Genomic DNA, 21,539 nt, shown 5'->3' on the forward strand with positions numbered 1-21,539 from the left:
TACCCATGACCACCTGTATCCTCGTACCTAAAGGAATAGGACAAGTATATGCAAGCAAGGATATTTCTGTAATGGATTTCTCCCGAAATGTCCATAAAGCGACGTGAAATGGCATAATTCCCCATGGAAGAAGAGGCAACAATGTCTAAAACGCGCGAATTATGGTACTATGAATCCATGAAATTTACGTAAATACGTATGGCTAGATCACAACGTAGGCATCAGGGGGCAACTATAATGAGGGAATTTAGTGCAATTGTCGCAGAGGATGTTAACTATGTACGCCAATTGATTCGGTCATATTGCGTGAATAGCCGAATCGATTTGATTGCTGAAACCGGTTCTGGACAAGAAGCCATTCTATTAATCAAGCAGTTCGAGCCCGATATCATTGTCCTTGACATTGAATTAGAGGATATGTCCGGAATTGCCGTAGCCAAACAATTACGTTCGGAACTCGGATACTACCCTGCTATTATTTTTGCAACAGGGTCCACAGACCCATTAAACATAATGGAAGCCGTTAACGAGATTGGGGCTTTCTACATCGTTAAGCCTATACAAGAGGAACGTTGGAATATTGCTATATCAAAGGTACGGGACTGGTTCGAGAAACAAGAAGCCTATAACAAACAACTCGCGCAATCTTCTCAACTCATTGATATTCACACCTCTAGAAAATCGTATCCCATAGCTGAAGAAACAATTCTCCTAATCGAGAAGGAATCAGGGCGAAAGCATATCAACGTTTATTTAACCTCCGGGGATATCATCGAAAGTAACAATACCCTTAACCAAATCAAGAAACAGACCTCCGACTTAATGATTGAATCGATTAGAGGATTCCTGGTCAATATTCGCCATGTTGCCGGCTACAAGAGGGAATCAAGCTCATTACAAACTATGCTTAGAAGATATACGATCTTTTTCAATAACAGTAAATTGACGGCGCCACTCGGAAGATTGCAGGAAAAAGGGTTTTCGGACAGGCTTAACCTTCATAAAAGGGGAGATAGCGAAGAATTAAGGAGCAAAAAATCCGTATGAAAAGAACACTCTTCATTTCAACGCTAGCCATTGTAATTGTACTGATCTTGTTGAATAATTTATTATTCTACTTTCTGACGAAAGAATCGTTAACGGAAAACTTAAAGAAAGAGTTGCTCTCAATTGCATCTCAAGTGGAGCTGTCTATTGAAAACTCGCGCGAGGCTTCTATTTACTTGGAAGATAAGATATCGGAAAACTTAAAATCGGTAGCGGTAGCGGCTCAATATAGACTCGACCCCGATATCGATAACGTTACCAGCGATGAATTATCCGAACTGGCTAAGCAACTCAATGTTCAAACCATTACTTTGCTGAAGCAAACAGATGACGATATTTTATTATATAAATCCTCCGACCCGAAAGAAGAAGGAACTTCTACCAAGAAATGGGACCCGTGGTACCAGGCGTTCCAACAGCTCTTTGAACAGAAGGACGTAAGTATAGATTGGGGTTATACTTCTAAGAACTATTGGAGTGGTCCTTTTGAATATTCCGCTACCGATTTAACCAAGAAAAACCTCCAGAAATATGGTTACTATTATGATGGCACGACCAATTATATTATTGATCCCTTCGTTTCCGATCAAACGTACCTCGACTTTCAAAAATCAGCTGGAGTAGAATCAATTCTAGACAACACGATTAAAGCACACGCAAGTTTGCTTGAAATCACGGCATTTAATCCGAAAACTTTCGGAACGGAAGAGTATATAACTCTCACCGATCAAGGAGAAGAACTGGCACATAACTCTACGCGCCCTATTATTTTCGGCAGCTATACATTCAAATTAAATGACGATGCTGATTTGATTAATAAAGCAGAACGCTTTGATCAAGTCCAATCGACTATTCGAAAAATTAATGGAAAAACAACCTTGAAAATGTATATCCCCGTCGACATTAAACATTATCCGGGTATTTCAGACAAAGAGGGCGTGCAATTAGCCCGTTACGTTCTATCCTTAGTGTCCGATTATGAATCCATACAAACAACTCTCAACAAACAACTAAACACCTTACTTCTGACTGTCGGCACCGTAACTTTGACAAGTATCATTATAGTGATCATTTTTTTGCGTTTTCTCTCAAGAACACGAGATCGAGTTGTAAGAGCTACTCAAGAAACCTATATTGATGAAGTAAATCAAATGTTCATTTCCATCCGCGGGCAGCGACACGATCTTCTTAACCATATGAACACCGTTAATGCAATGGCTTCCCTACACAAATACGACGAGCTACGGTCTTATATGAAGGAGTGGATAGGCGACGTTACGGTAACGAACGATATTATTACGATTGGTCAACCCGCTATTGCGGCATTAATCCAATCCAAGATTGCGGTAGCGATTCTTAAACGGATTCATTTCACGCACGAGTTCGAGAACTTGACTAATTTCCCATTAGGTATTCGTTCGGTTGATATCGTGCGATTAATCGGGAACTTGATTGACAATGCGTTCGATGCCGTTAGCGATGAAGAAGATGACAATAGAAATGTTCAGATCAAAGGGTGGGGCACCGACAATAAGTTACATATCGTTGTTTCGAACCCGGGTACACTCTCCCCAGAAGCAGCAGATCTCATATTCGAACCAGGATATTCATCGAAATCAGATCACTCCGGACTAGGGCTGGTTATCACCAAGCAGCTTGTAAATAAATACAAGGGATCCATTCATTTAGATTTGGAACAACCAGGGAAAGTAAACTTTAACGTGTCGATATCTCTTAATTAAGACAATAATCGCATTCCATAAGCAATGCGCAATTGCCTTATCCTCATTTCATGCCAAAAAATCCAGCCTCTGATAGCTGGATTTAAGTACGAATTGCTATTGCTAGAGTTTCCTAAACTGTAAATACAGATTTTCCGCGTAACGGTAATTGGCTTCCTTGGTACGCCCGGCATTATGGGGCGTGTGGACAACATTGTGGCGCCCCAGTAGAGAATCGTTAAGAGGCAGTGGTTCAATGTCGAATACATCGGCAGCGAGGCTTATTTCGTCCGCAAGCACCCTACGGCGCAACTCCTTCATGTCGCAAATTTCCGCGCGTGTCGCGAGTACGACAAGCGTGCCTTTGGGGAGGGAACGAATATGATCGGCTGTAACAATTTCTCTTGTTTGCGGCGTTAGCGGAAGCATGGGGGCGAAAATGTCGGCATCCAATACCAAGCTATCCAGATGCCATTCCTTTCTTGCTCCCGCCCGGTGAAAACAGGGCTCGGCCGCATAGGGGTCCCACGCTGCGACATCCGCGCCTAGCATGCGGACAAAACTGGCATAGCGGCTTGCGACATTCCCCGCTCCGACAATTCGAACGCGCTTCCCTTCTATCGTTCCATTCGCGAATCGGCTGTCGTCTCCGAACTGGAACCCCCGAGACCCGGGACGACCAACGCCATCCGGCGAATCATAATTCCATGGGTCCAGACTGGATATCATCTCATGATGGGTTTGCGGAATTCGCCGCAGCCCGCATAGCGTAAGCGCCAGCGCGAATTCGGCCACCGACTGCCCCCAAAAGCCTTCTGTCGGTTGGGTATACCATTGTATATTTTGCTCCCTCAGCGTTTCGATGATCTCTGAAGGAGGCTCGGCGCTTTGATATGTCGATTCAATGACAGCTTCCTCTAAGGCAGAAAATCTAAGAACACACTCACGGGTTATCTCAACTTGAAGACTGATCAAACGGGTTACCGTTTCCGGGTGCCGAACGACATCGCCGACTCTGCTTGCCGAACCTGTTTCCAGCCGGATGACTTCCAATTCGCCGCTTTGCCTAAAAAGCTGTTCAAATCGTACGGCAGCGAACGGCCACGATCGATCGAATTCCGGATGAATGACCATAACCGTTCTCATTGATCTCCCCTCCCGGTAACGGACGGTATACGCACCGACTCTCCCATGCGGAGTGCGGATTCATGCGCGCATAGACCTGCTGCGGTCCAATTGAATGCGGTCGCCGCATCTGGAAACGGTAACCTCTCGTCGAAGATACTTGAAATGAATTCATGCACCATATGCGGGTGCGAGCCGCCGTGGCTGCTTCTACCTTTCAAACCGAGCGACCGATTCTCCTCGTGGTCGTCCAGACAACCTGTCGTGTAGGATCTGATACCTTCCGGGAGGAGGTGTCCATAATCCTGCACATGAATGTGAAAGGCTTCATTCCCCTTGAAAATCATTGGTGACTCGTTCTCTAACCTTCGCCACTCAAAGCTCATTTTTTCCGCATAAACATCGAAGCTTTCGATATATTGACGGGATGTCTGAAACAAGGATCTAGTCGCCTCTGCAGCGAGATCGGAATCCGCCAACCTGAACAAAGCGGACTCCACGGCGAATGGCGAACCATATTTAGAAGCCAGATTCGGATCGATCCGCCCGGAACCGAGACAGCTGACAGCTTCGGCATCTTTCCCGGCTAAAGCCAACAATGGACTAATCGCGTGCGAGGAATAATGCATGGGGGGCAAGCCTTCCCAGTAGCCCGGCCAACCCGACATATCCTGGTGATGGGCCCCCTTTAGAAATTGAATCCGTCCCAATTCCCCGCTATCCCGAAGGTGTTTGATGTATAAGAATTCCCGGGTGAACACAGCCGTTTCCATCAGCATATAATTTCTACCCGATGCTTGCTGCGCCTCCACGATGCGCCGACAGTCCGTTAATGACGTTGCCATGGGAACAGTGCAAGCAACGTGTTTGCCGGCAAGCAAAGCGGCTATCGAGTGCTCGGCGTGATCGGGAATCGGAGTATTAATATGTACAGCGTCAATTGTTTCATCTTGAAGCATCTCTTCAAAGCTTGTGTAGCGGGACGGGATGTTAAAATGATCGCCGATCCGATGCAAATGTTCCTCTGACCGCTGACAAATTGTCAGGCTATCCACGTTCGGATGATGCTGATAAATAGGGATAAATTCTGCCCCGAATCCAAGTCCTACGATTGCCACCGTAACCTTCTTCGCCAAGGAACTGCCCTCCTGCATAGTCTCTCTTTTATAAACATAATCAAACTGTATTCGACGATTTTCGATTATTCCCTGCCCAATTAATCATTTTTTCCGAAAAATCGATGAGCATTCCTCTACTCCAACGTATTAGTACGGTACGGTTACTGGCTTCCTCTCCGTTAATTTTTGCATCTTCGGATTTGATTATCCAGATTAATAAATCTTAGCAAGAAGCGAAGAAGAAGCCAGGGAGAGCTCCCTGGCTTCTTCTCTAAATTCCTTAACGCGATTGCGCATAAATTCGATACAAGATAACCGCTGCTTCCGCGCGAGTCAGGTTGCCCTTCGGATTCAAGGCGTTGTTACTGTTTCCTTGGAGTAAACCTGCGCTAAGCAGATAGGCCAAGCCTTCTCTTGCATAGGTCGCCGCCTTCGCACCGTCCTTGAAATCGTCGATTGACTTGGACGATACTGTCGGCAGCTCGTTCTGCCATTGATTCAACGCACGCTTAATGATTACGGCAACATCTTCTCTGCTGATTGCCGTATCGGGCAAGAACTTGTTCCCGCCAACGCCTTTAACGATGCCAAGCGCGCGGCCGATTCCAAGTTCTTGGTAATAGGGCGAGCTTGTTGAAACATCGGCAAAGTTGTCGGTGAATTCGGCGTCAAGCTCCAGGAGTCTGATCAATTGCGCGAGGAATTCCCCTCTGCCGATCGCAGTCCCTGGATCGAAGGTCGTTGCCGACTTCCCTTCAACTACGCCTCTAGCGGCCAACGCTTCGATTTCCTTCGCTGCCCAAGCTACACGACCCAAATCGCTGAACTTAGGCGCTGCATATGCGATTGCATAATGACTAAAGTGCGAAGTTTGGAACACCATTTGACCTGTGGCGCTGTCATATCTGCCGTTAGGAACAGACGTTACGTTGCCTTCCCCGTCTACGTACCTGACGACAAGCTGATCGGCATTTTGTTTCTCCGCTGCTGTCGGCGTATACGGCACCATGATCGTAACCGGCGCTTCGCTATTACTCCACGCTACAGTTTTGTTGTCAAACATGACCAACAGTTCCAATACCGGATGATCGCCGATCTCATCGATAAGCCGTTGACTCCATCCGCTCTTATCCGCTTGGCGAACAACGATGGTTATCGATTGACCGGCGCCTTGCAATTGAGCTGCGTTCAACATCGCGCTCGACACGACAATCGTGCCTAACTGCGTTTCAATAACGACCGAACTATCGGATTCTCCCTTGAACCAGGAAGTCGGAAGCCCTAATGCGTAACCTTGCGCATTCACAATGCCGGATAATTTCACTTTAATCCGCTTAGACTCGCCGGTTGCACGTCCGAATGCATTTTCAATCTCGCTTTGGGACAAGACGGTTTGTGCGATATTGGACGAGTTATTCATCGTTGGCGTCGAGCTAACCGTTACGTTTCCGCTGCTATCTACGCTGACCTCCGTAGATGGCGGTATCCAAACGGTTCCTGGATTGCTCGGTATGGCATCATACTCCGCCATAACGGTCAAATTCGACGTCACGTTCGAGAATCCGACGCTCCATCCCGTGAACGCATACCCTGTCCGCGACGGTTGCGTCGGCGCGGTTGCATCATCTCCATGGTTCACCGCTTCCGTCTTCAGGACCGTTCCATCCCAGTCCTTGAATGTGACGGTATACGACGACACAGAGATAGCTTCGAGCCTGTTCCGAAGCTCCGTCTTAACTTCGCCGTCTGCCATAATAGCGACGAAGTTGCGTGCCGTAGCGATATCGGCAGCCGATTCGGACGCGACAGCGTTATCCACGGCAGCCGTTGCCGATGCTTCTAGCCTCTCATTGTATTCGCCTGCGCTTAACAGAAATAAATTCGTGAATAAATCCGAATTCTTTAACTGCCCGCTTACGACTTCGAATGTCCCTCTGCTGCCGTCGGTTTCATTGGGGCCGTCAGATTCGTTGAGCATGACGGATACTCCGATTCTTCCGTTCGCGAGCTCCGATGCAGGATTACTAAGAAGCGTATTAAACGGAATTTTCAAATCGTAAATCGTCGTTTTCGCAGCTTCATCTCTCGTAATCTCGGCTACGATATCCGTTACCGGAGCCGTCGGCGCATTGGCGCCCGTAGGACGAGTCCAAGCCCATATCACTTCTTCGTTGTCATTGGTGAGCGTGAATCCGAGCTCATTCCGCGTCGTACTGTTCGTTACGGGATTGCGCAAATCAATGCCTAACTGCAAATTATCCTCTCTCCATATATTTCCGCCCGTCTGGCTATTGAATTGCACGTCATCCGTAACGACAATGTACGCATATAAATGGCCGTCGTCCCATGCGAAACGCGATTCTACGCCGAGGTCTTGCGAACCATCCCGCGTCCCCTTCGTTACATAATCTTCTGCGTCCATGACATAGGCCGGAGTCGCGGCGCTCTTTGCCGGATTTTCCGCGCCGGCAGAGTCTGCTTTTTCAGCGTAAGCCGCGTCGTATTTTGCCGTATAGGCGTATTCCGTACCGTCGTCGAGATGAAGCTCGAATGTGATCAGACCTGCAATATAATCCGGTAAATCTACGGTTACGGATTCGCCTGCCGCAAGCGCGTCGAAAGGAATAGGAGTGAAATCTTCTGCATAAGCCTCGGGAGCAACAATGGTCAATGTCCCTGGCGCGGATGTTCTTCCTCCGACATTATACTTGAAGCTGAATCGTTGTCCGGTTCCGTCTTGAATAAGGTTAAACACGAACGGTTCCGCCAGTAAATCCGAGCCGTAAATTCCGTACGGGTTGTTGGCTGGCGTGCTGTTCCTCAACCCGGATGCGTAATAATTGTTGCTGAGCTCTATCGATGTGCCGCCCTCGCGCAACATGGCATACACGTTATTATTCTGACCGTTCTTCGACGGCTGGAAGTAAGAGGAGTACACATGCGCTTTGCCGGCGTTTACATCAATACCCGGATTGTTGCCGGGCAGCTGAGTGAAGTTGGCTTGCTGGAACCGAACGATACCGTTATTGACTATCGCCCCCGCTACGCTCGGACTTCCCCAGAACGCGCTGTTGTACAGGACAAGTTCGGCATCGGGGTGAATTTTTGCGGTATTCGCTACATCGCCCATTCTGACATAAGCTCTGTTCGGCTCAGTCGCGATGTTCGTATTCACCAATTCCGAGTTGATCGCGATGATTTTGGTGTGTTCGTCCGCGTCTTCCACATAGAGAGCGTACGTGGTTCCGTCCGAACCGTGACCGATCATCGTCAATTTACCAGGGTATGCGAATTCGCCGTTCCCCAAGTCTCTCTTCAGGAAGTGTATGCCGTATACCGAACCGAAAACGAAATTGTTGAAAATCGTCTGGTCTTCCACGTCGGCGAATTTGAGCGCGCTCATGTATCTTTGCACGAATCCGTACAAATCGCCCGAAGGTGCCGTATATCCTTGACCTCCCGGAAGTCTCAAAGCGTAATGCGGATTGAATTGCATATTTCTGATAAATCCGCCTTCCGCGCCTCCCCCGACCCAGATGCCTGCTCTCAGGAGCGTGCCGCCTAAGTAATCGACATAGTGACCGTCGGTTTTATAGGAAGCCAGGTCTATGCCTTTATCTCCTATCGGGATCGTTAAGTTGATGGCATATACGCCCGCGCCTTGTCCCTGTACCAAAAACGGAGTTTTCAGAGTTTGGTCGGGGTTATTCAGGTTGACGCTGGTTAAATTCGCTTGCGTAATGTTAAGTCCTCTGAGACCTGCGTTTGCCTTAAGCTGAATAAGAGAAGCTCCGTTCTCTCCCTGAGCGCCGCCGGTGTAAGTGGTAAATATCGCCGTGCCGCCGCCTTGAGTATGGTGCTGTACGTCCCATGTTCCCCTGAGTTCGACGCCTTCGGGAACGATTACGGGAGTATCCAGTCTATATCTTCCACCAGGTAAATAAATCGTTCCGCCGCCGTGATTATCTTTAATATAATCAAGAGCTTCCTGCAATTTTGCGGATATATCCACGGTCGGCGCGTTGCTTGTTAACGAGCGCGGGAAGTCAAGTCTAAGCACTGCGTTCGATGTCGGTCTCGGGTGTACGTCGATATCCGTTTTTACGTCTTTCGGAATAGGTTCGAACAGATAATCAACGTCATTGACGGTCTGCACTGCGGTGTTATTACCGTCAACCTTAACGTCAAGTTCAAGGTTATCGATGTGAGCGGCAAGGTTATCGCTCTCGATGTTAAGGTTATAACCGGAATTGACCGATTTGAACGTCCCGAAGTTTGTTCCGAGATGCGCATGTTTGTCTGCCTGTTTGAAGTTGCTCTGACTGACTAATGCGTTGCCTCGATTGAGGAAACTCAGCGCGTAATCGTCATACTCGTCGAAGGTGCTATCTTCGAAGGATATCACTCCGCCTCTGGCGTTGCTTATAATCGGACCTTTGAAGTCGACTCCGTTGAATTGAACGGAAGTGTCGAACCGTTCGTTGAAATATACAGCGGTGTCGCCTCCGAATTCCGAATTCGAGAGAAGCAGACCGAAACCGTTAACGTTGTCAATATAGATACCCGTCTGACTGTCTTCGATCTTCAATCCGTAGAACTGCGCGTTAGGAGCTTCGTCGCCGCCAGGTTCTCTTCCGATCCACATCCCCGTCTTATACCCGGAAATATTCAATCCCGATACGTATTCCCAGTCCGAGCGGTGCATCATGAATCCGGTAGCGTTCGCTCTTGTGAACGCTCTCGCGTCCGAAAGAGACGGTGCGCCGTCAAGTCCTGAATTCGCCCAGTATTTCGGATTGATGTTAACGTTCTCGATTCGTCCGATGTCCGTACAGGTGTGAACCACGACGCCCTTGTAGAGAGCCGTCATATTGCTGTTCAAGACATAATGCATCTCGCTCGGCAGGGAGATGAATCCTCCCCAAGAGTTTACAAGAGTAACGTTATCGAGCGTCACGCTGTTTCCGGTTCTCTGATAGAACGTCCACGGATACGGGATTCCATGAATCGTCTCGAATTCCCCGGTCTTCTGTCCGTCTTCGTTCCTCTTTTCAACGACGGTTTCGGCATTAAGATCCTGATTCGGATACCATACCGATAGGTTCGTGACGCCCGTGCCTTGTTCCATGTCTATGAATCTGTCGGACACGTTAGCTACTTTTTTGCCGCCTGTCTGATTTTCTCTCTCGTCGGAGTCCACATACGTGTCATAATTGGCGGAATTATGTCCGGCATATACCGCAAGAATGGTTCCGTCGATTTGACCGTCGTAATCCTCCGCATCCGGGTTATCCCATTCGCCGCGGAGCTGTACGCCAGCCCGCAAATTCAAGACCTGCTTAAATTCGTAGGTCGTATTGCCGTTCGTGCTTTGAACGCTGATCGTGCCGGTCGTTTCCGTACGGAACGCATAGGTTCCCGCCGGAATATAGACTACGCCGCCGCCGTCATTATAAGCCGCGTCGATCGCCGCTTGGAAGGCCTCTCTGTTATCGAAATCGACTAAGTCTTCCGTTGCTGCCATCTCTTCCGTTTTCGCGCCGAAAGCCAGTACGTTAAAGTCGGATATCGCCCAGTCTTTCGCGTCGTGATCCTGAGCGATTGCCGTTCTCTTGTATTTCGCGTAATCATATCTACCCGGAACGGTCAACTCGAATGTTCTAGTCTCGGTTACAGGGGCGGCAACTGGACCTCTTTTTACCGTCGCCGTAAGCGTCACGGCACCGCCGGCGTCCGGCCGATTGGTCGGTATCGCGCCTGTAGCGGTAATGAGGGTATCGGCGGATGTCGTCCATGTAATATCCGTCATATTCTCGCCCATCGACGGAAGAACAAGGTTCGTCGTCACATTAGCCTCTGTATCATTCACGCCTTTGATTAAATCCCAAGTCAGTTTGGTTATCATATTATTTACTGCCTCCACGTCGGTTCCGGTACCCGTTCCGCGAACGACGATAATAAAGGTTTTAACAACCGGTGCTGCCGTACCTTTGCTTATTGTCGCCGTAAGGGTTACGGCTTCATTGGCTTCTTGACGAGCAACTGCGCCGGTGTCGCTGTTTATTACCGTGTTATCCGTAGATGTCCACGCAATGTTCGTACTCCCCGAACCCGCCTCGGCAAGAGTCAAATCCGTTTCAACCAGATCTTGTCTCGTATTCGAGCCCTTGATCGCGTCCCAAGTCAGAGCGTCCGAAGCAAGTTGTACCGCTTCAGCATCCGTTGGAGGAATTTCGGTTATTCGTATGCTCTGAATAATTGCTCCGGCCGTAGCGAAACGGAAGTGCGCGCCTTGATTTTGCGCGCCGATCGCGAAGTTAGCTCCGTTAAGCACGACTTTTGAAGTTACCCAAGAGTTGCCGCTTCCTGCCGCGGGAATGTTCGCCGCTCTATACGCGTCATAACCGGAGAAACTGCCGGGATATATGGTGTTATATTGCAATGAAATACCGCCGGTCGCGCTCGGTCTCCAGTATTTGACCTCTAATTCGACCTTGTTTACATGCTCAAGCTGTGGGTCGTTTACGATGACGTAAATAAAGTCCCCAACCTTCACGGCGCCTACAGCGCTTTGGGTTACTTTTTCCACCGCTACGCTGTCTCCGTCGAGGCTTATGCCTATGCCATTGCCTTGAAGCTTGTTGCCCGATTGAACAAACGTGCCCGTATCGTTGAAGTCAATGAACACTTCGGCAAGTTCGTTAGTCGTGCTGGCTACCGTCAAATTAAAAGTTACATTTACGGGCGTTGCATTGCCTTTGGTTATTGTCGCGGTTAGGGTTACGGCTTTGTCTTCGTCGGGGTCGCGAGTTACGGTGCCGGTTAAGGGATCTATGACACCTGCTGCCGGTACGGTCGACCAAGCGATAGCCGTATCGTTCGCACCCGTTGTCGGAAGGTTCAACGCCGTTCTTACTTCGGATTGATTCGCGTTCGCATTCTTGATCGTGTCCCAAGTCAGCAGAGCTGCCGCGTCCGATATGGCTTGATCATCGGCCAGATGCACGACTTTAACTCTGGTATGCGTTCCTGCGAAAGGATATTGCGTATTTGGAGCGGTGCGTGCGAACGAATAATAGGTGTTGCCTGCGGGTTTTGGAATTTCCGCTGTATAAACGCCCGAATCGAGCGTTCCCGTCGTCCAATCGACGTCTGCGGGAGCGTTACCCGTGGTGTTGATCGCGAACTGCACGGCCTGACCGTTCGTCGGCGCTGCCGACGATAACGTAACGTTATCGGCTGTTTCAACCGCTGCCGGAATAGGTTTCGGCGAATCCGAGGTGACTTGAAAACGCGGGTTCTTGATATAGATGTCGCCGTGGGGCACGGAAGACCATTGCATTTGCAATCTCGCGGCCTCTACCGTGTCCAAATTAACGGGATTGAAACCGTTCGTAGAATTTGCCGTCGATAATTGCGCATGAACGGTAATCCATTCATTCACATGTCCGTTTCTGATCTCGCTAACATTAAGGTTAAGGCGTGAATTAGTATCCAGATTGTTACCGCCAGACGCTATAGCAACCCAGTTATTACCATTTAAATTCAAAAGGTCCGCATGAGTAACATACATATCGAACACAAAATATTGATTCGCGTAACCTAACAAATCCTGATTGCCGCCGCCGTTAATAAAGCGGGCATCCCACAGTCGTTCGGCGCCGGCGCCTATTTTTCCGGCGCCCAGCTTAACCGCGTTATTGCCGTCCGGCGCAACCGCGGTGTTCGTCCCCTCTTCTATATTAGGAAAATACGTCGCGGCCCGAGCGTTTACCGCCGCCGGCGCGGCTTTCACCGTCACGGTAAAAAGTTTCGTAGCACTTGCGGCACCTTTGGTTATTGTCGCCGTGAGTACAACGGTTTTGTCTACTTCTCTATCCAACAAGCGATTTACGCTTCCGGTGTTGCTAATTGCCGCATTGTCCGAGGTCCATGCTACGTTCGTTGTTCCTATCGTTGTCGGGAGACCGAGTGGTGATTTCACATCGCTTTCCAACGTGTTATTTCCTTTAATCGTATTCCATGTCAGAGACGCCGTTGCTGCGTCTACCAATGTTTGTTCGTCAATTGTCGTTACGGTCGTTCTTGTAGATGCGCCGATAAAGTTGTAACTACTGCTGTCCGCTTTCGCGCGCGCGAATACATAGTAGGTGTCTGCTGAAGGCAATGCGGCAAATTGATGAGTATACACACTAGCATCAAGAATGCCATCCACCCATCCGGATGCTGGAGCAACCCCGTCTTCGCTTATTGCGAATTCCACGGCTTGCCCGCTGGCCGGCGCGTTCGCGGTTACTGTTTTTGTTGCTACGTCAAGCGCGGGAGTCGTTGACGGCGAAGCCGGAACGCCTAACGTACTTTTCTGGATACGCGGGTTTTTAATGTAAACGTCGGTGTTAGGAACACTAGGACCCCATTGCAGATGCATGGCAAGTCTCGTTACTTGGTCTAGCCAGGCGTCATTGAAATTCCCGGCTACGGCGCTCGCCGTCGATAACTTCGTATAGACCGTTGCCCATGTGCCCACCGCCCCTGTCGTGACTCCGCTCACATTAAGTTGGAGACGAGAATCGGCGTTAAACTTGTCGCCGGCGGGATTACTGTCGCTTACGATGACGAGCCAATTATTTCCCTGCATATCTTTAAAGCTCGCATTGGGAATGTACATCTCGAAAGCCAGATAGCCGTCTCTGTAAGCGGACAGATCTCTGAGAGGCGCCACGCTCGGCGTGAAGAGGTTATCCCAAGGAGCCCCGTTCTTTGAGGTTCCGGTGTTTAACCTCCACGCGTTCTGACCGTCCGGCGCATCGGCCAATGTCGCCGTATTTCCATCCGTACCTGCATTTACGGTCAACAGAGATACGTCGTCCCCCCAAGCCGCGCTGACCGTCATAGGCGGAGAAAACAAAGTAAGTAGCATCGCCGTCACAAGTAAAGATGCTAATAACCGTCTTTTGATCATTCTTAAATTTCCTCCCTATATCCTGTTTTTCGTCCACAATCGACCTGATGTTAGCGTTTTCACGAAATCCTGTTATCGAACACAATCTGTTTATTGTGGACTGATCTTATCATACGGGTGCTGCAATCGAGTTCCAATGAGACAGTCTTATCCTTTACTGGGGCAATATTACCTCAATGAACACAGACTACGATTTCTTCCTATTAACCTATAAACCTGCGTCTCTGTTCTTATGATAAGTTTCGGACATTAATCTATAATTATATTATATGCGTTCTGTTGTCGAAACATGGAGCCGCCTATGGCATGCACATCAAGGGGGAGTAAATTGAGTGCGATTGTTGGTATCTACCACATTAATCATGAACCCATCCCTTCTGAACATGGGATGAATATCATGAAGGCCCTGGAGCTATATCGCGCTGACCGTGCTCACTCCTGGCATAGAAACCCCGTATTTCTTGGCTGTCATGCGCAATGGATTACACCTGAATCTAGCAGAGAACAATTGCCCTACTATGATGAGCGCAGACAACTTGCCATTACTGCAGATGCGATTATTGACAATCGCGAAGAGTTATTCGAAAGATTACAAGTGGAACCTCCGTTCAGGAAAACAGCGACGGATAGCGAATTGATTTTGCTTGCTTATGAGAAGTGGGGAACAGACGCTCCGAAATTTCTAATAGGCGATTTCGCCTTTATGATTTGGGATGAGAGAAAACGCCTGCTTTTTGGAGCAAGAGACTTTTCCGGCAGCAGAACACTGTATTTTCATCGGACCCCCGATCGTTTCGCCTTCTGCACGACGATAAAACCGCTATTTACTTTACCTTATATAAGCAATCAACTGAACGACCGATGGCTTGCGGAATTTTTGGCCAATCCCGGGAGAATCGAAACGGTTGATGCCTCTTCTACCGTCTATCGGAATATTGAGCAAGTTCCTCCCGCGCATTCCATTACGGTGGAGGGCGGCAAAGTCAGATTTACAAGGTATTGTACCTTTACGGCAACGGAGCCATTGAGGCTGAAGTCCGATGGGGAATATGAAGAAGCGTTCCGTGATGTATTCCAAGACGCGGTGTCGTCCCGGCTGCGTACCGCGCGTCAAGTCGGTTCTTATCTAAGCGGCGGACTCGATTCCGGTTCTGTCGTCAGCTTTGCCGCCAAAGCCCTGCAAAAGGAAAATAAGCGGCTATTTACGTACAGCTATATCCCGGAGGAAGATTTTATCGATTGGACCTCGAAGAACAGAATGGCCGATGAAACGCCGTTCATTCGATCCACGGTTCGGCATGTCGGCAATATTAACGATCATTATCTTGACTTTAAGGGAAAAAGTCCCTTGTCGGAAGTGGGCGAATGGCTGGAAACGTTGGAGATGCCGTACAAATTCATCGAAAACTCCTTTTGGCTCGGCGGAATCTATGAGAAAGCCGGTCAGCAAGGCGTAGGCGTACTGCTGAACGGGGGGCGGGGCAACTATTCGATTTCCTGGGGACCTGCCTTGGATTATTATGCAACTCTCCTCAAACGCTTTAACCTGCTTCGGTTATATCGCGAGATAAGCATGTACAGCAATAACGTAGGAATCGGTAGACGGCGTCTCCTGACTCAAATAAGAAAAAGGGCGTTCCCCAAGACTTTGAACTCCCAAGATCCATACTCATCGCCTATGCTCATCAATCCGGAGTTTGCCGAACGGATGGAAATCTATGAATGGCTTGAAAGACACGGTATCGATAGGAACGGGATGAAATTATCGAGGGGCAACCCCATAGAGTCAAGGGCAAAGCCGTTTGATGAGTTCATCAATTGGACCAACAGCGGAGTCAGCGGGACGAAAATGTCCTTGCGACATGGCATATGGTACCGGGATCCAACGAACGATTTGCGGGTCATTCGATTTTGTCTGTCCGTACCCGTGAAGCAGTTCGTTCAGAACGGAATGGACCGGGCATTAATCCGGAGATCTACCGCGGATCTGCTTCCGGATAAAGTTCGATTAAATTACAGGGTCAGAGGGATTCAAGGCGCCGATGCGGTTCATCGGATGACTCGCGAATGGCCATCCTTTATTCATGAGCTTGAACGGCTGTGCGAGGACACGCGAATGAAGGAGCTTCTTAACATCCCAGTCGTACGGGCAGCTATACGCAAGATACGGGAAACTCCGGATCCTAAATCGGTGTATGACGGGGAATTTACGATGTTAATGCGCGGGTTAATCGTTTACCGTTTCGTCAAAAAACTTGAAGGGAGGTGAAAACCATGAAAAAAGAGTGGAACCAACCAACCCTGGAAGTTCTCGATGTAAAAATGACGTTTGCAGGTCCTGGCGTCGCAGTCCCCGATTCTTATGACCCGGATGAAGCGACTCAACATCACAGCTAACCTTAATTCTTTTGACCCTTATACCCGTTATGTATGAGGGTCCTTTTACTAAGCAAACCCGTTGGAGTGAGAATAATGATCCCTACTCTAAATAAGCCCATATACATAGCTTTTGGATATCGATTGGCAAGCGATATCGCTCTGCCGGAATTGCCGGTGATGCAAGATATGGACCAAACTGCGGATATTGTCGTCGAAAGAGCGGATTTGTCAGAGGAATGGGGCCGCTTAGCCGTACCGAATCGGACGACCTTCGTGACAGTCGATCGGATTATGTTCCAAATTGCCGGTACGGCGACTTATTGCATCCAAGATGGTAATAAAATCATTGTTTCTCCAATGGCTGGGTCCGATGAAGACCGGATTCGGCTATATATTCTAGGTTCCTGCATGGGCGCGCTTCTTTTTCAAAGAAGGATTCTCCCCTTGCACGGAAGCGCCGTGGAAATCGGCGGAAAAGCTTACGCGTTCGTTGGCGATTCCGGTGCCGGCAAGTCAACGCTTGCTACTGCTTTCATCCAAAGAGGTTATCCGCTTGTAAGCGACGATGTAATCGCAGTCTCCCTTGCTCCGGATCAAACTCCTATGGTTATGCCGTCATACCCTCAACAAAAGCTATGGCAGGAAAGCTTGGACGGCTTTGACATGGAGAATGCTTCCTATCGCCCCATATTCCAAAGGGAAACCAAATTCGCCGTCCCTGTACCGGGCATGTTCTATAAGGAGCGTCTACCCCTTGCCGGGATATTCGAATTAGTTAAATCGGACATGGAAACGATGCAAATGTATCCCATTCGTAACCTGGAAAAGCTGTCTATTCTATATGGTCATACGTACCGCAACTCTTTTATCTCCCGGTTAGGATTGATGGAATGGCATTTGAATATGACTGCCGGTATGGCAAGCAAACTCGGCCTATTCAGACTGTATCGACCTATTACCGGATTTACGGCTCCGGATTTGGCTTCCTTGATTTTAAATCTAATAGATAAGGAAGGTTAGTCCTATGATTACGAATAAGAAGCTTACTTTGGATGATGTTGTCGTTCAAGCGGAGGGAAATATCGTCAGCGATATGGACGGGGAAAAGGTCATGCTTAACGTTAGCAGAGGAAAGTATTTCAACTTAGGCGACGTTGGCGGGGCAATATGGGATGCTATGAGCGCCCCGAGATCCATTCGTAATCTCGTTCAGATCCTAATGGTCGAATATAACGTTGAGCAGAGCGTGTGCGAAGAGCATGTTCTTTCCTTCTTGGGAAATTTACTAGATAACCAACTGATAGACGTAGGAGAAGAAGGAACGCGGCAATGAATCCGCTGAAAACCATTCGTAAGCTTTTTTCGTTGGATGCGGAGATGCTGCTGCTGCTCTTGGAGACGTTTGCGTACTTGGCATGGGCACGTTTCCTTGTGTGGCTGCCGTTTGCCAGGATTGCTCCTTCTTTGGGTTCTTGGATGGCGGAAACTCCTCATCGATCCAACCAACAAGAAACAATCTTGATAAAGCTATCTAAAGCTCTTCATATGACGAGTCGGCATACATTCTGGGACAGTAAGTGCCTCGTGAGGGCGATAGCGGCGATGAAGATGCTGGATAGAAGACATATGGGTAGTACGCTTTATTTAGGAACCGCCAAAGATACGAATAAGAAAATGATTGCCCATGCTTGGCTGCGCAGCGGTACCTTCTATGTGACCGGAGCGGAAGAAATGAGGAAATTTACAGTGGTCGGGACGTTTGCAAAGCGGTTCGATACTCCCGGACATGAGGGATCTTATGAGGAATAGTCAACTCATTATGAAGCGGGATTCTTTTCCTAAAGAATTGGACCTGCTTCTTGCCTATTTGAAGCTTGAACAAGATGAATTGTCGCACGGACGTCAGCAAGAACTGGCAATAGATATGGATTGGGATCGATTTATTCAGTTGGTCAGACACCATCGGGTGTCCGCCATCATTTATAACCGTTTGAAGAACGCCAATCACCCATGGATCCCTACAAATGTCCTTGAAGCTTTACGTAATGAATACAACAATAATGTATTCCGAATGCTGCACCTAAGCGGTGAAATGGAATCTATTTGCAAGTTATTGGCAGAGAATCACATTCATGCTCTTCTTCTGAAGGGGCCAGCGCTTGCCTTTGATCTCTATGGGGACATTTCCCTCCGAACATCCAAGGACCTGGACATTCTGGTCGATATCCATAAGCTTGATGAAGTCAATAAGTTGCTTCTGGAACAAGGCTACGAGACCGAGGATATTATTCAGACCTTATTAAATAGTTGGAAATGGCGAAAGCAACATGTCGCCTACTTTCATCCGCGCAAGAGGATCTTTCTGGAACTTCACTGGAGATTAAATCCCGGTCCGGCCAAGGAACCAAGCTTTAATGAATTATGGGAGCGGAAAAAACTTAATGCTCTTACAAGTTATCCCGTGTACGGCTTAGGCGAAGCCGACTTGTTCTGTTTCTTAGTTTCCCATGGCGCGCGTCATGGATGGTTTCGGCTGCGTTGGTTGGTGGACATCGATATTCTGACGAGACGACAGATCGATTGGACAAGCGTCAGCTTGTTCCTAAAAAAATATCAATTGACTATGATCGGCGGACAAGCACTGAAATTGGCATCCAATCTGCTAGGCACCCCATTGAACAACGAAATGGAAACGATGGCTAATCGCAGTCGGGCCGGGCTATTAGCGCAATTAGCGCTCCTCTTCATTAACGAGAAATACGATTTACATTCTAATCCTCCGGAAACGATTGCAAGTAATCTGAAACGATATTTATTCGCAGTAAAATCCAAACGGCAAAAGCTGCTATACATCCTGAATAAATTCTACCCCTACCCCATCGATGCTCAGACTTTGCCGTTGCCCAAGTCCATTCATTACCTATACTTTCCTTTACGTCCATTCCTTTGGGCATGGAGAAAAGCGAAAGACGTTTTAACCTAGGGGGTTTCCAAGATGGAACCTATTCTTTATTTTACGAAGCGTTTACATGGTTTTGCCGGAAAAAAACTGTACGTGAATCTCTTCGGAACGGTATTGGTCAGTCTCCTTGAAGGGATCGGCATCTTCTTATTGGTTCCCATGATCGGCATGAGCGGAATTGCCGGCGTCACTACCGATACAACCCCTCTCTCGGGAATATTCGGAGCTTTGCAATCTATTCCTGCACCGTGGGTATTGCCGCTCATATTGGGCAGCTTCGTCCTGCTGGTCATCGGCCAAGGACTTTTGAAACGGAGTATAAGCATTCAAAACGTGAAAATCCACCAAGGCTTTGTTTTCCACCTGAGATCGGAAACGTATCGTGCGTTGCTGCAGTCGAATTGGGGTTTTTTTATTAAGAGGCGGAAATCCGATTTCATCAATTCCTTAACGGCCGAGATCGGACGCGTCAGCAGCGGAGTCAGTTTGTCCTTGCAGCTATTGGCTTCGATTATTTTTACGCTCATTCAGATCGGACTAGCCTTTTGGTTATCTCCCGAACTGACGATATTCGTTATCGCGTGCGGTTTAAGTCTTTCCTTTCTATCAAGGAATTTTATTCGGAGATCTCAAAATCTGGGTAAGGAAACGATAGAATTGTCTAAGCAATATATGGCGGGGATCACGGATCAATTGAACGGGATTAAGGATATTAAGATCAATATGCTGGAGCAATCCCGTCTAACATGGCTTAGTCGTATGAGTATGAAAATGCAACGCGAACAAGGCGAGTATATTAAATTGAAAACCACTTCGCAGTTTTATTATCAAGCGGCATCCGCATTATTAATTGCAGCTTTTATTTTTTTGTCGATTCGATTGTTCGAAGCCAGGTTGGAGCAGTTGCTGCTTGTCATCATCATTTTCTCGCGTTTGTGGCCAAGGTTTACCGGGTTTCAGTCGAGCCTGGAGCAAATCGCGTCATCCATCCCTTCCTTTCATAACATCATTAAGCTGCAAGACGAATGCGCGGAAGCCACGGAATTCGCATTGGATGACCCGCAGGGGCAGGATGTAAAGACGATTACGATCGAACGGAGTCTGGAATGCAGGAACGTCTATTTTCGGTATAATCGGCTGGAGCCGCAGTTTGCTCTTCAAGATATTAATTTGCAAATCCTCTCGAATCGAATGACTGCGATCGTAGGAAGATCCGGTGCCGGGAAGAGCACCTTGATTGATATCTTAATGGGGCTTGTACAGCCGGAGCATGGACAAGTCGTCATTGACGGAATCCCTCTGACAAGCGATCGTTTATTAGCTTTGAGGCGATCCATCAGCTATGTTCCTCAAGACCCTTTCCTTTTTAATGAAACGATAAGGGAAAACTTACGGATGGTGAGCCCTCATGCAAGCGAGGAAGAACTCTGGGAAGCGTTGGAGTTTTCCGTATCCGCGGACTTTATTCGAAAGCTGCCTCAAGGGCTCGATACGTTCATCGGAGACCGAGGAATCCGATTATCGGGCGGAGAACGCCAAAGGTTGGTTCTTGCCCGGGCGATCTTGCGTAAGCCCTCCATTCTTGTTTTGGACGAAGCGACCAGCGCATTAGACACGGAAAACGAATCGAAAATTCAAGAAGCGCTGGATCGGTTAAAGGGCAAAATGACCGTTATCGTCATTGCCCATCGGCCGTCAACCATACGGAACGCGGATCAAGTGATCGTGATCGATCAAGGGACTATCGTTCAGAAGGGGATATCCGCGAACTCTGAAATCAAGTTTCCCTCTGATTCCGCCTGGGGATAATATGGCGCGACCGCAAGTCTATCCATCACACTCTCTTAGTCGATATAACCGACTTTTGCGGTCGCCAGTCCAGCCATCACACTCCTATAGTCGATATTACCGACTATGGCGGTCGCAACTCCAACCATCACACTCCCATAGTCGATATTACCGACTGTGGCGGTCGCAACTCCAACCATCACACTCCCATAGTCGATATTACCGACTATGACGGTCGCAACTCCAACCATCACACTCCCATAGTCGATATTACCGACTGTGGCGGTCGCAACTCCAACCATCACACTCTCATAGTCGATATAACCGACTATGACGGTCGCAACTCCAACCATCACACTCCCATAGTCGATATTACCGATTGTGGCGGTCGCCAGTTCAGACATCACACTCTCATCGTCGCCTATTGACCGGGAAGG

13 protein-coding genes are annotated in these 21,539 nt (G+C 48.3%); 9 read left to right on the top strand and 4 right to left on the bottom strand.

The window, feature by feature from the left end; all coding sequences use genetic code 11:
• Positions 1 to 237: 237 nt before the first annotated feature.
• Complete coding sequence (locus tag DFP95_RS09205; RefSeq protein WP_181907336.1) at positions 238 to 1,047, top strand: LytR/AlgR family response regulator transcription factor; 810 nt, start codon at positions 238 to 240, stop codon at positions 1,045 to 1,047.
• Positions 1,044 to 2,789 (top strand): sensor histidine kinase, encoded by a 1,746-nt coding sequence (locus tag DFP95_RS09210; protein WP_115992329.1) that lies wholly within the window; start codon positions 1,044 to 1,046, stop codon positions 2,787 to 2,789. Before DFP95_RS09205 ends, DFP95_RS09210 begins: the two co-directional genes overlap by 4 nt.
• Before the next feature lie 102 nt (positions 2,790 to 2,891).
• Here DFP95_RS09210 and DFP95_RS09215 read toward each other — a convergent pair whose 3' ends face one another.
• From DFP95_RS09215 to DFP95_RS09225, 3 genes are all read right to left on the bottom strand, one after another.
• Complete coding sequence (locus tag DFP95_RS09215; protein ID WP_115992330.1) at positions 2,892 to 3,914, bottom strand: NAD(P)-dependent oxidoreductase; 1,023 nt, start codon at positions 3,912 to 3,914, stop codon at positions 2,892 to 2,894.
• Positions 3,911 to 5,029, bottom strand: a complete 1,119-nt coding sequence (locus DFP95_RS09220) for a Gfo/Idh/MocA family protein (protein ID WP_245987498.1) — start codon at positions 5,027 to 5,029, stop codon at positions 3,911 to 3,913. The genes DFP95_RS09215 and DFP95_RS09220 overlap by 4 nt, the downstream gene beginning before the upstream one ends.
• A 262-nt stretch (positions 5,030 to 5,291) precedes the next feature.
• Positions 5,292 to 13,973, bottom strand: coding sequence for an immunoglobulin-like domain-containing protein (locus DFP95_RS09225; RefSeq protein WP_115992332.1), 8,682 nt, complete (start codon positions 13,971 to 13,973; stop codon positions 5,292 to 5,294).
• A gap of 328 nt (positions 13,974 to 14,301) precedes the next feature.
• Between DFP95_RS09225 and DFP95_RS09230 the strand changes: the two genes are divergently transcribed.
• The 7 genes from DFP95_RS09230 to DFP95_RS09260 all read left to right on the top strand — a co-directional run bounded on the left by DFP95_RS09230 (position 14,302) and on the right by DFP95_RS09260 (position 21,123).
• Positions 14,302 to 16,242, top strand: a complete 1,941-nt coding sequence (locus tag DFP95_RS09230) for an asparagine synthase-related protein (RefSeq protein ID WP_115992333.1) — start codon at positions 14,302 to 14,304, stop codon at positions 16,240 to 16,242.
• Positions 16,243 to 16,247: 5 nt separating this feature from the next.
• Complete coding sequence (locus tag DFP95_RS09235) at positions 16,248 to 16,370, top strand: paeninodin family lasso peptide (RefSeq protein WP_115992334.1); 123 nt, start codon at positions 16,248 to 16,250, stop codon at positions 16,368 to 16,370.
• Positions 16,371 to 16,445: 75 nt separating this feature from the next.
• Positions 16,446 to 17,372, top strand: coding sequence for an HPr kinase/phosphorylase (locus DFP95_RS09240; RefSeq protein ID WP_115992335.1), 927 nt, complete (start codon positions 16,446 to 16,448; stop codon positions 17,370 to 17,372).
• 4 nt (positions 17,373 to 17,376) lie between these two features.
• A complete protein-coding gene (locus DFP95_RS09245) occupies positions 17,377 to 17,685 on the top strand; it encodes a lasso peptide biosynthesis PqqD family chaperone (protein WP_115992336.1) in 309 nt (102 codons plus the stop codon).
• Entirely contained in the window at positions 17,682 to 18,161 is a 480-nt protein-coding gene (locus tag DFP95_RS09250) for a lasso peptide biosynthesis B2 protein (RefSeq protein WP_115992337.1), read from the top strand. The genes DFP95_RS09245 and DFP95_RS09250 overlap by 4 nt, the downstream gene beginning before the upstream one ends.
• Positions 18,151 to 19,335, top strand: a complete 1,185-nt coding sequence (locus tag DFP95_RS09255) for a nucleotidyltransferase domain-containing protein (RefSeq protein WP_245987500.1) — start codon at positions 18,151 to 18,153, stop codon at positions 19,333 to 19,335. The genes DFP95_RS09250 and DFP95_RS09255 overlap by 11 nt, the downstream gene beginning before the upstream one ends.
• Before the next feature lie 12 nt (positions 19,336 to 19,347).
• A complete protein-coding gene (locus DFP95_RS09260; RefSeq protein ID WP_115992338.1) occupies positions 19,348 to 21,123 on the top strand; it encodes an ABC transporter ATP-binding protein in 1,776 nt (591 codons plus the stop codon).
• Between the two features lie 35 nt (positions 21,124 to 21,158).
• Here the strand turns inward: DFP95_RS09260 and DFP95_RS09265 are convergent, their stop codons facing one another.
• Positions 21,159 to 21,506, bottom strand: coding sequence for a hypothetical protein (locus tag DFP95_RS09265; RefSeq protein WP_115992339.1), 348 nt, complete (start codon positions 21,504 to 21,506; stop codon positions 21,159 to 21,161).
• Positions 21,507 to 21,539: the final 33 nt, after the last annotated feature.

Origin of the sequence: Cohnella lupini, from assembly GCF_003386205.1 — a bacterium.
GTDB classification, from domain to species: Bacteria; Bacillota; Bacilli; order Paenibacillales; family Paenibacillaceae; genus Cohnella; species Cohnella lupini.

What these genes read in the sequence shown, in the direction of transcription:
- DFP95_RS09205 (WP_181907336.1), top strand. Translation starts at nt 238, where the DNA reads ATGAGGGAATTTAGTGCAATTGTCGCAGAGGATGTTAACTATGTACGC.
- DFP95_RS09225 (WP_115992332.1), bottom strand. Translation starts at nt 13,973, where the DNA reads ATGATCAAAAGACGGTTATTAGCATCTTTACTTGTGACGGCGATGCTA.
- DFP95_RS09260 (WP_115992338.1), top strand. Translation starts at nt 19,348, where the DNA reads ATGGAACCTATTCTTTATTTTACGAAGCGTTTACATGGTTTTGCCGGA.
- DFP95_RS09215 (WP_115992330.1), bottom strand. Translation starts at nt 3,914, where the DNA reads ATGAGAACGGTTATGGTCATTCATCCGGAATTCGATCGATCGTGGCCG.
- DFP95_RS09245 (WP_115992336.1), top strand. Translation starts at nt 17,377, where the DNA reads ATGATTACGAATAAGAAGCTTACTTTGGATGATGTTGTCGTTCAAGCG.
- DFP95_RS09255 (WP_245987500.1), top strand. Translation starts at nt 18,151, where the DNA reads ATGAGGAATAGTCAACTCATTATGAAGCGGGATTCTTTTCCTAAAGAA.
- DFP95_RS09250 (WP_115992337.1), top strand. Translation starts at nt 17,682, where the DNA reads ATGAATCCGCTGAAAACCATTCGTAAGCTTTTTTCGTTGGATGCGGAG.
- DFP95_RS09235 (WP_115992334.1), top strand. Translation starts at nt 16,248, where the DNA reads ATGAAAAAAGAGTGGAACCAACCAACCCTGGAAGTTCTCGATGTAAAA.
- DFP95_RS09240 (WP_115992335.1), top strand. Translation starts at nt 16,446, where the DNA reads ATGATCCCTACTCTAAATAAGCCCATATACATAGCTTTTGGATATCGA.
- DFP95_RS09265 (WP_115992339.1), bottom strand. Translation starts at nt 21,506, where the DNA reads ATGTCTGAACTGGCGACCGCCACAATCGGTAATATCGACTATGGGAGT.
- DFP95_RS09210 (WP_115992329.1), top strand. Translation starts at nt 1,044, where the DNA reads ATGAAAAGAACACTCTTCATTTCAACGCTAGCCATTGTAATTGTACTG.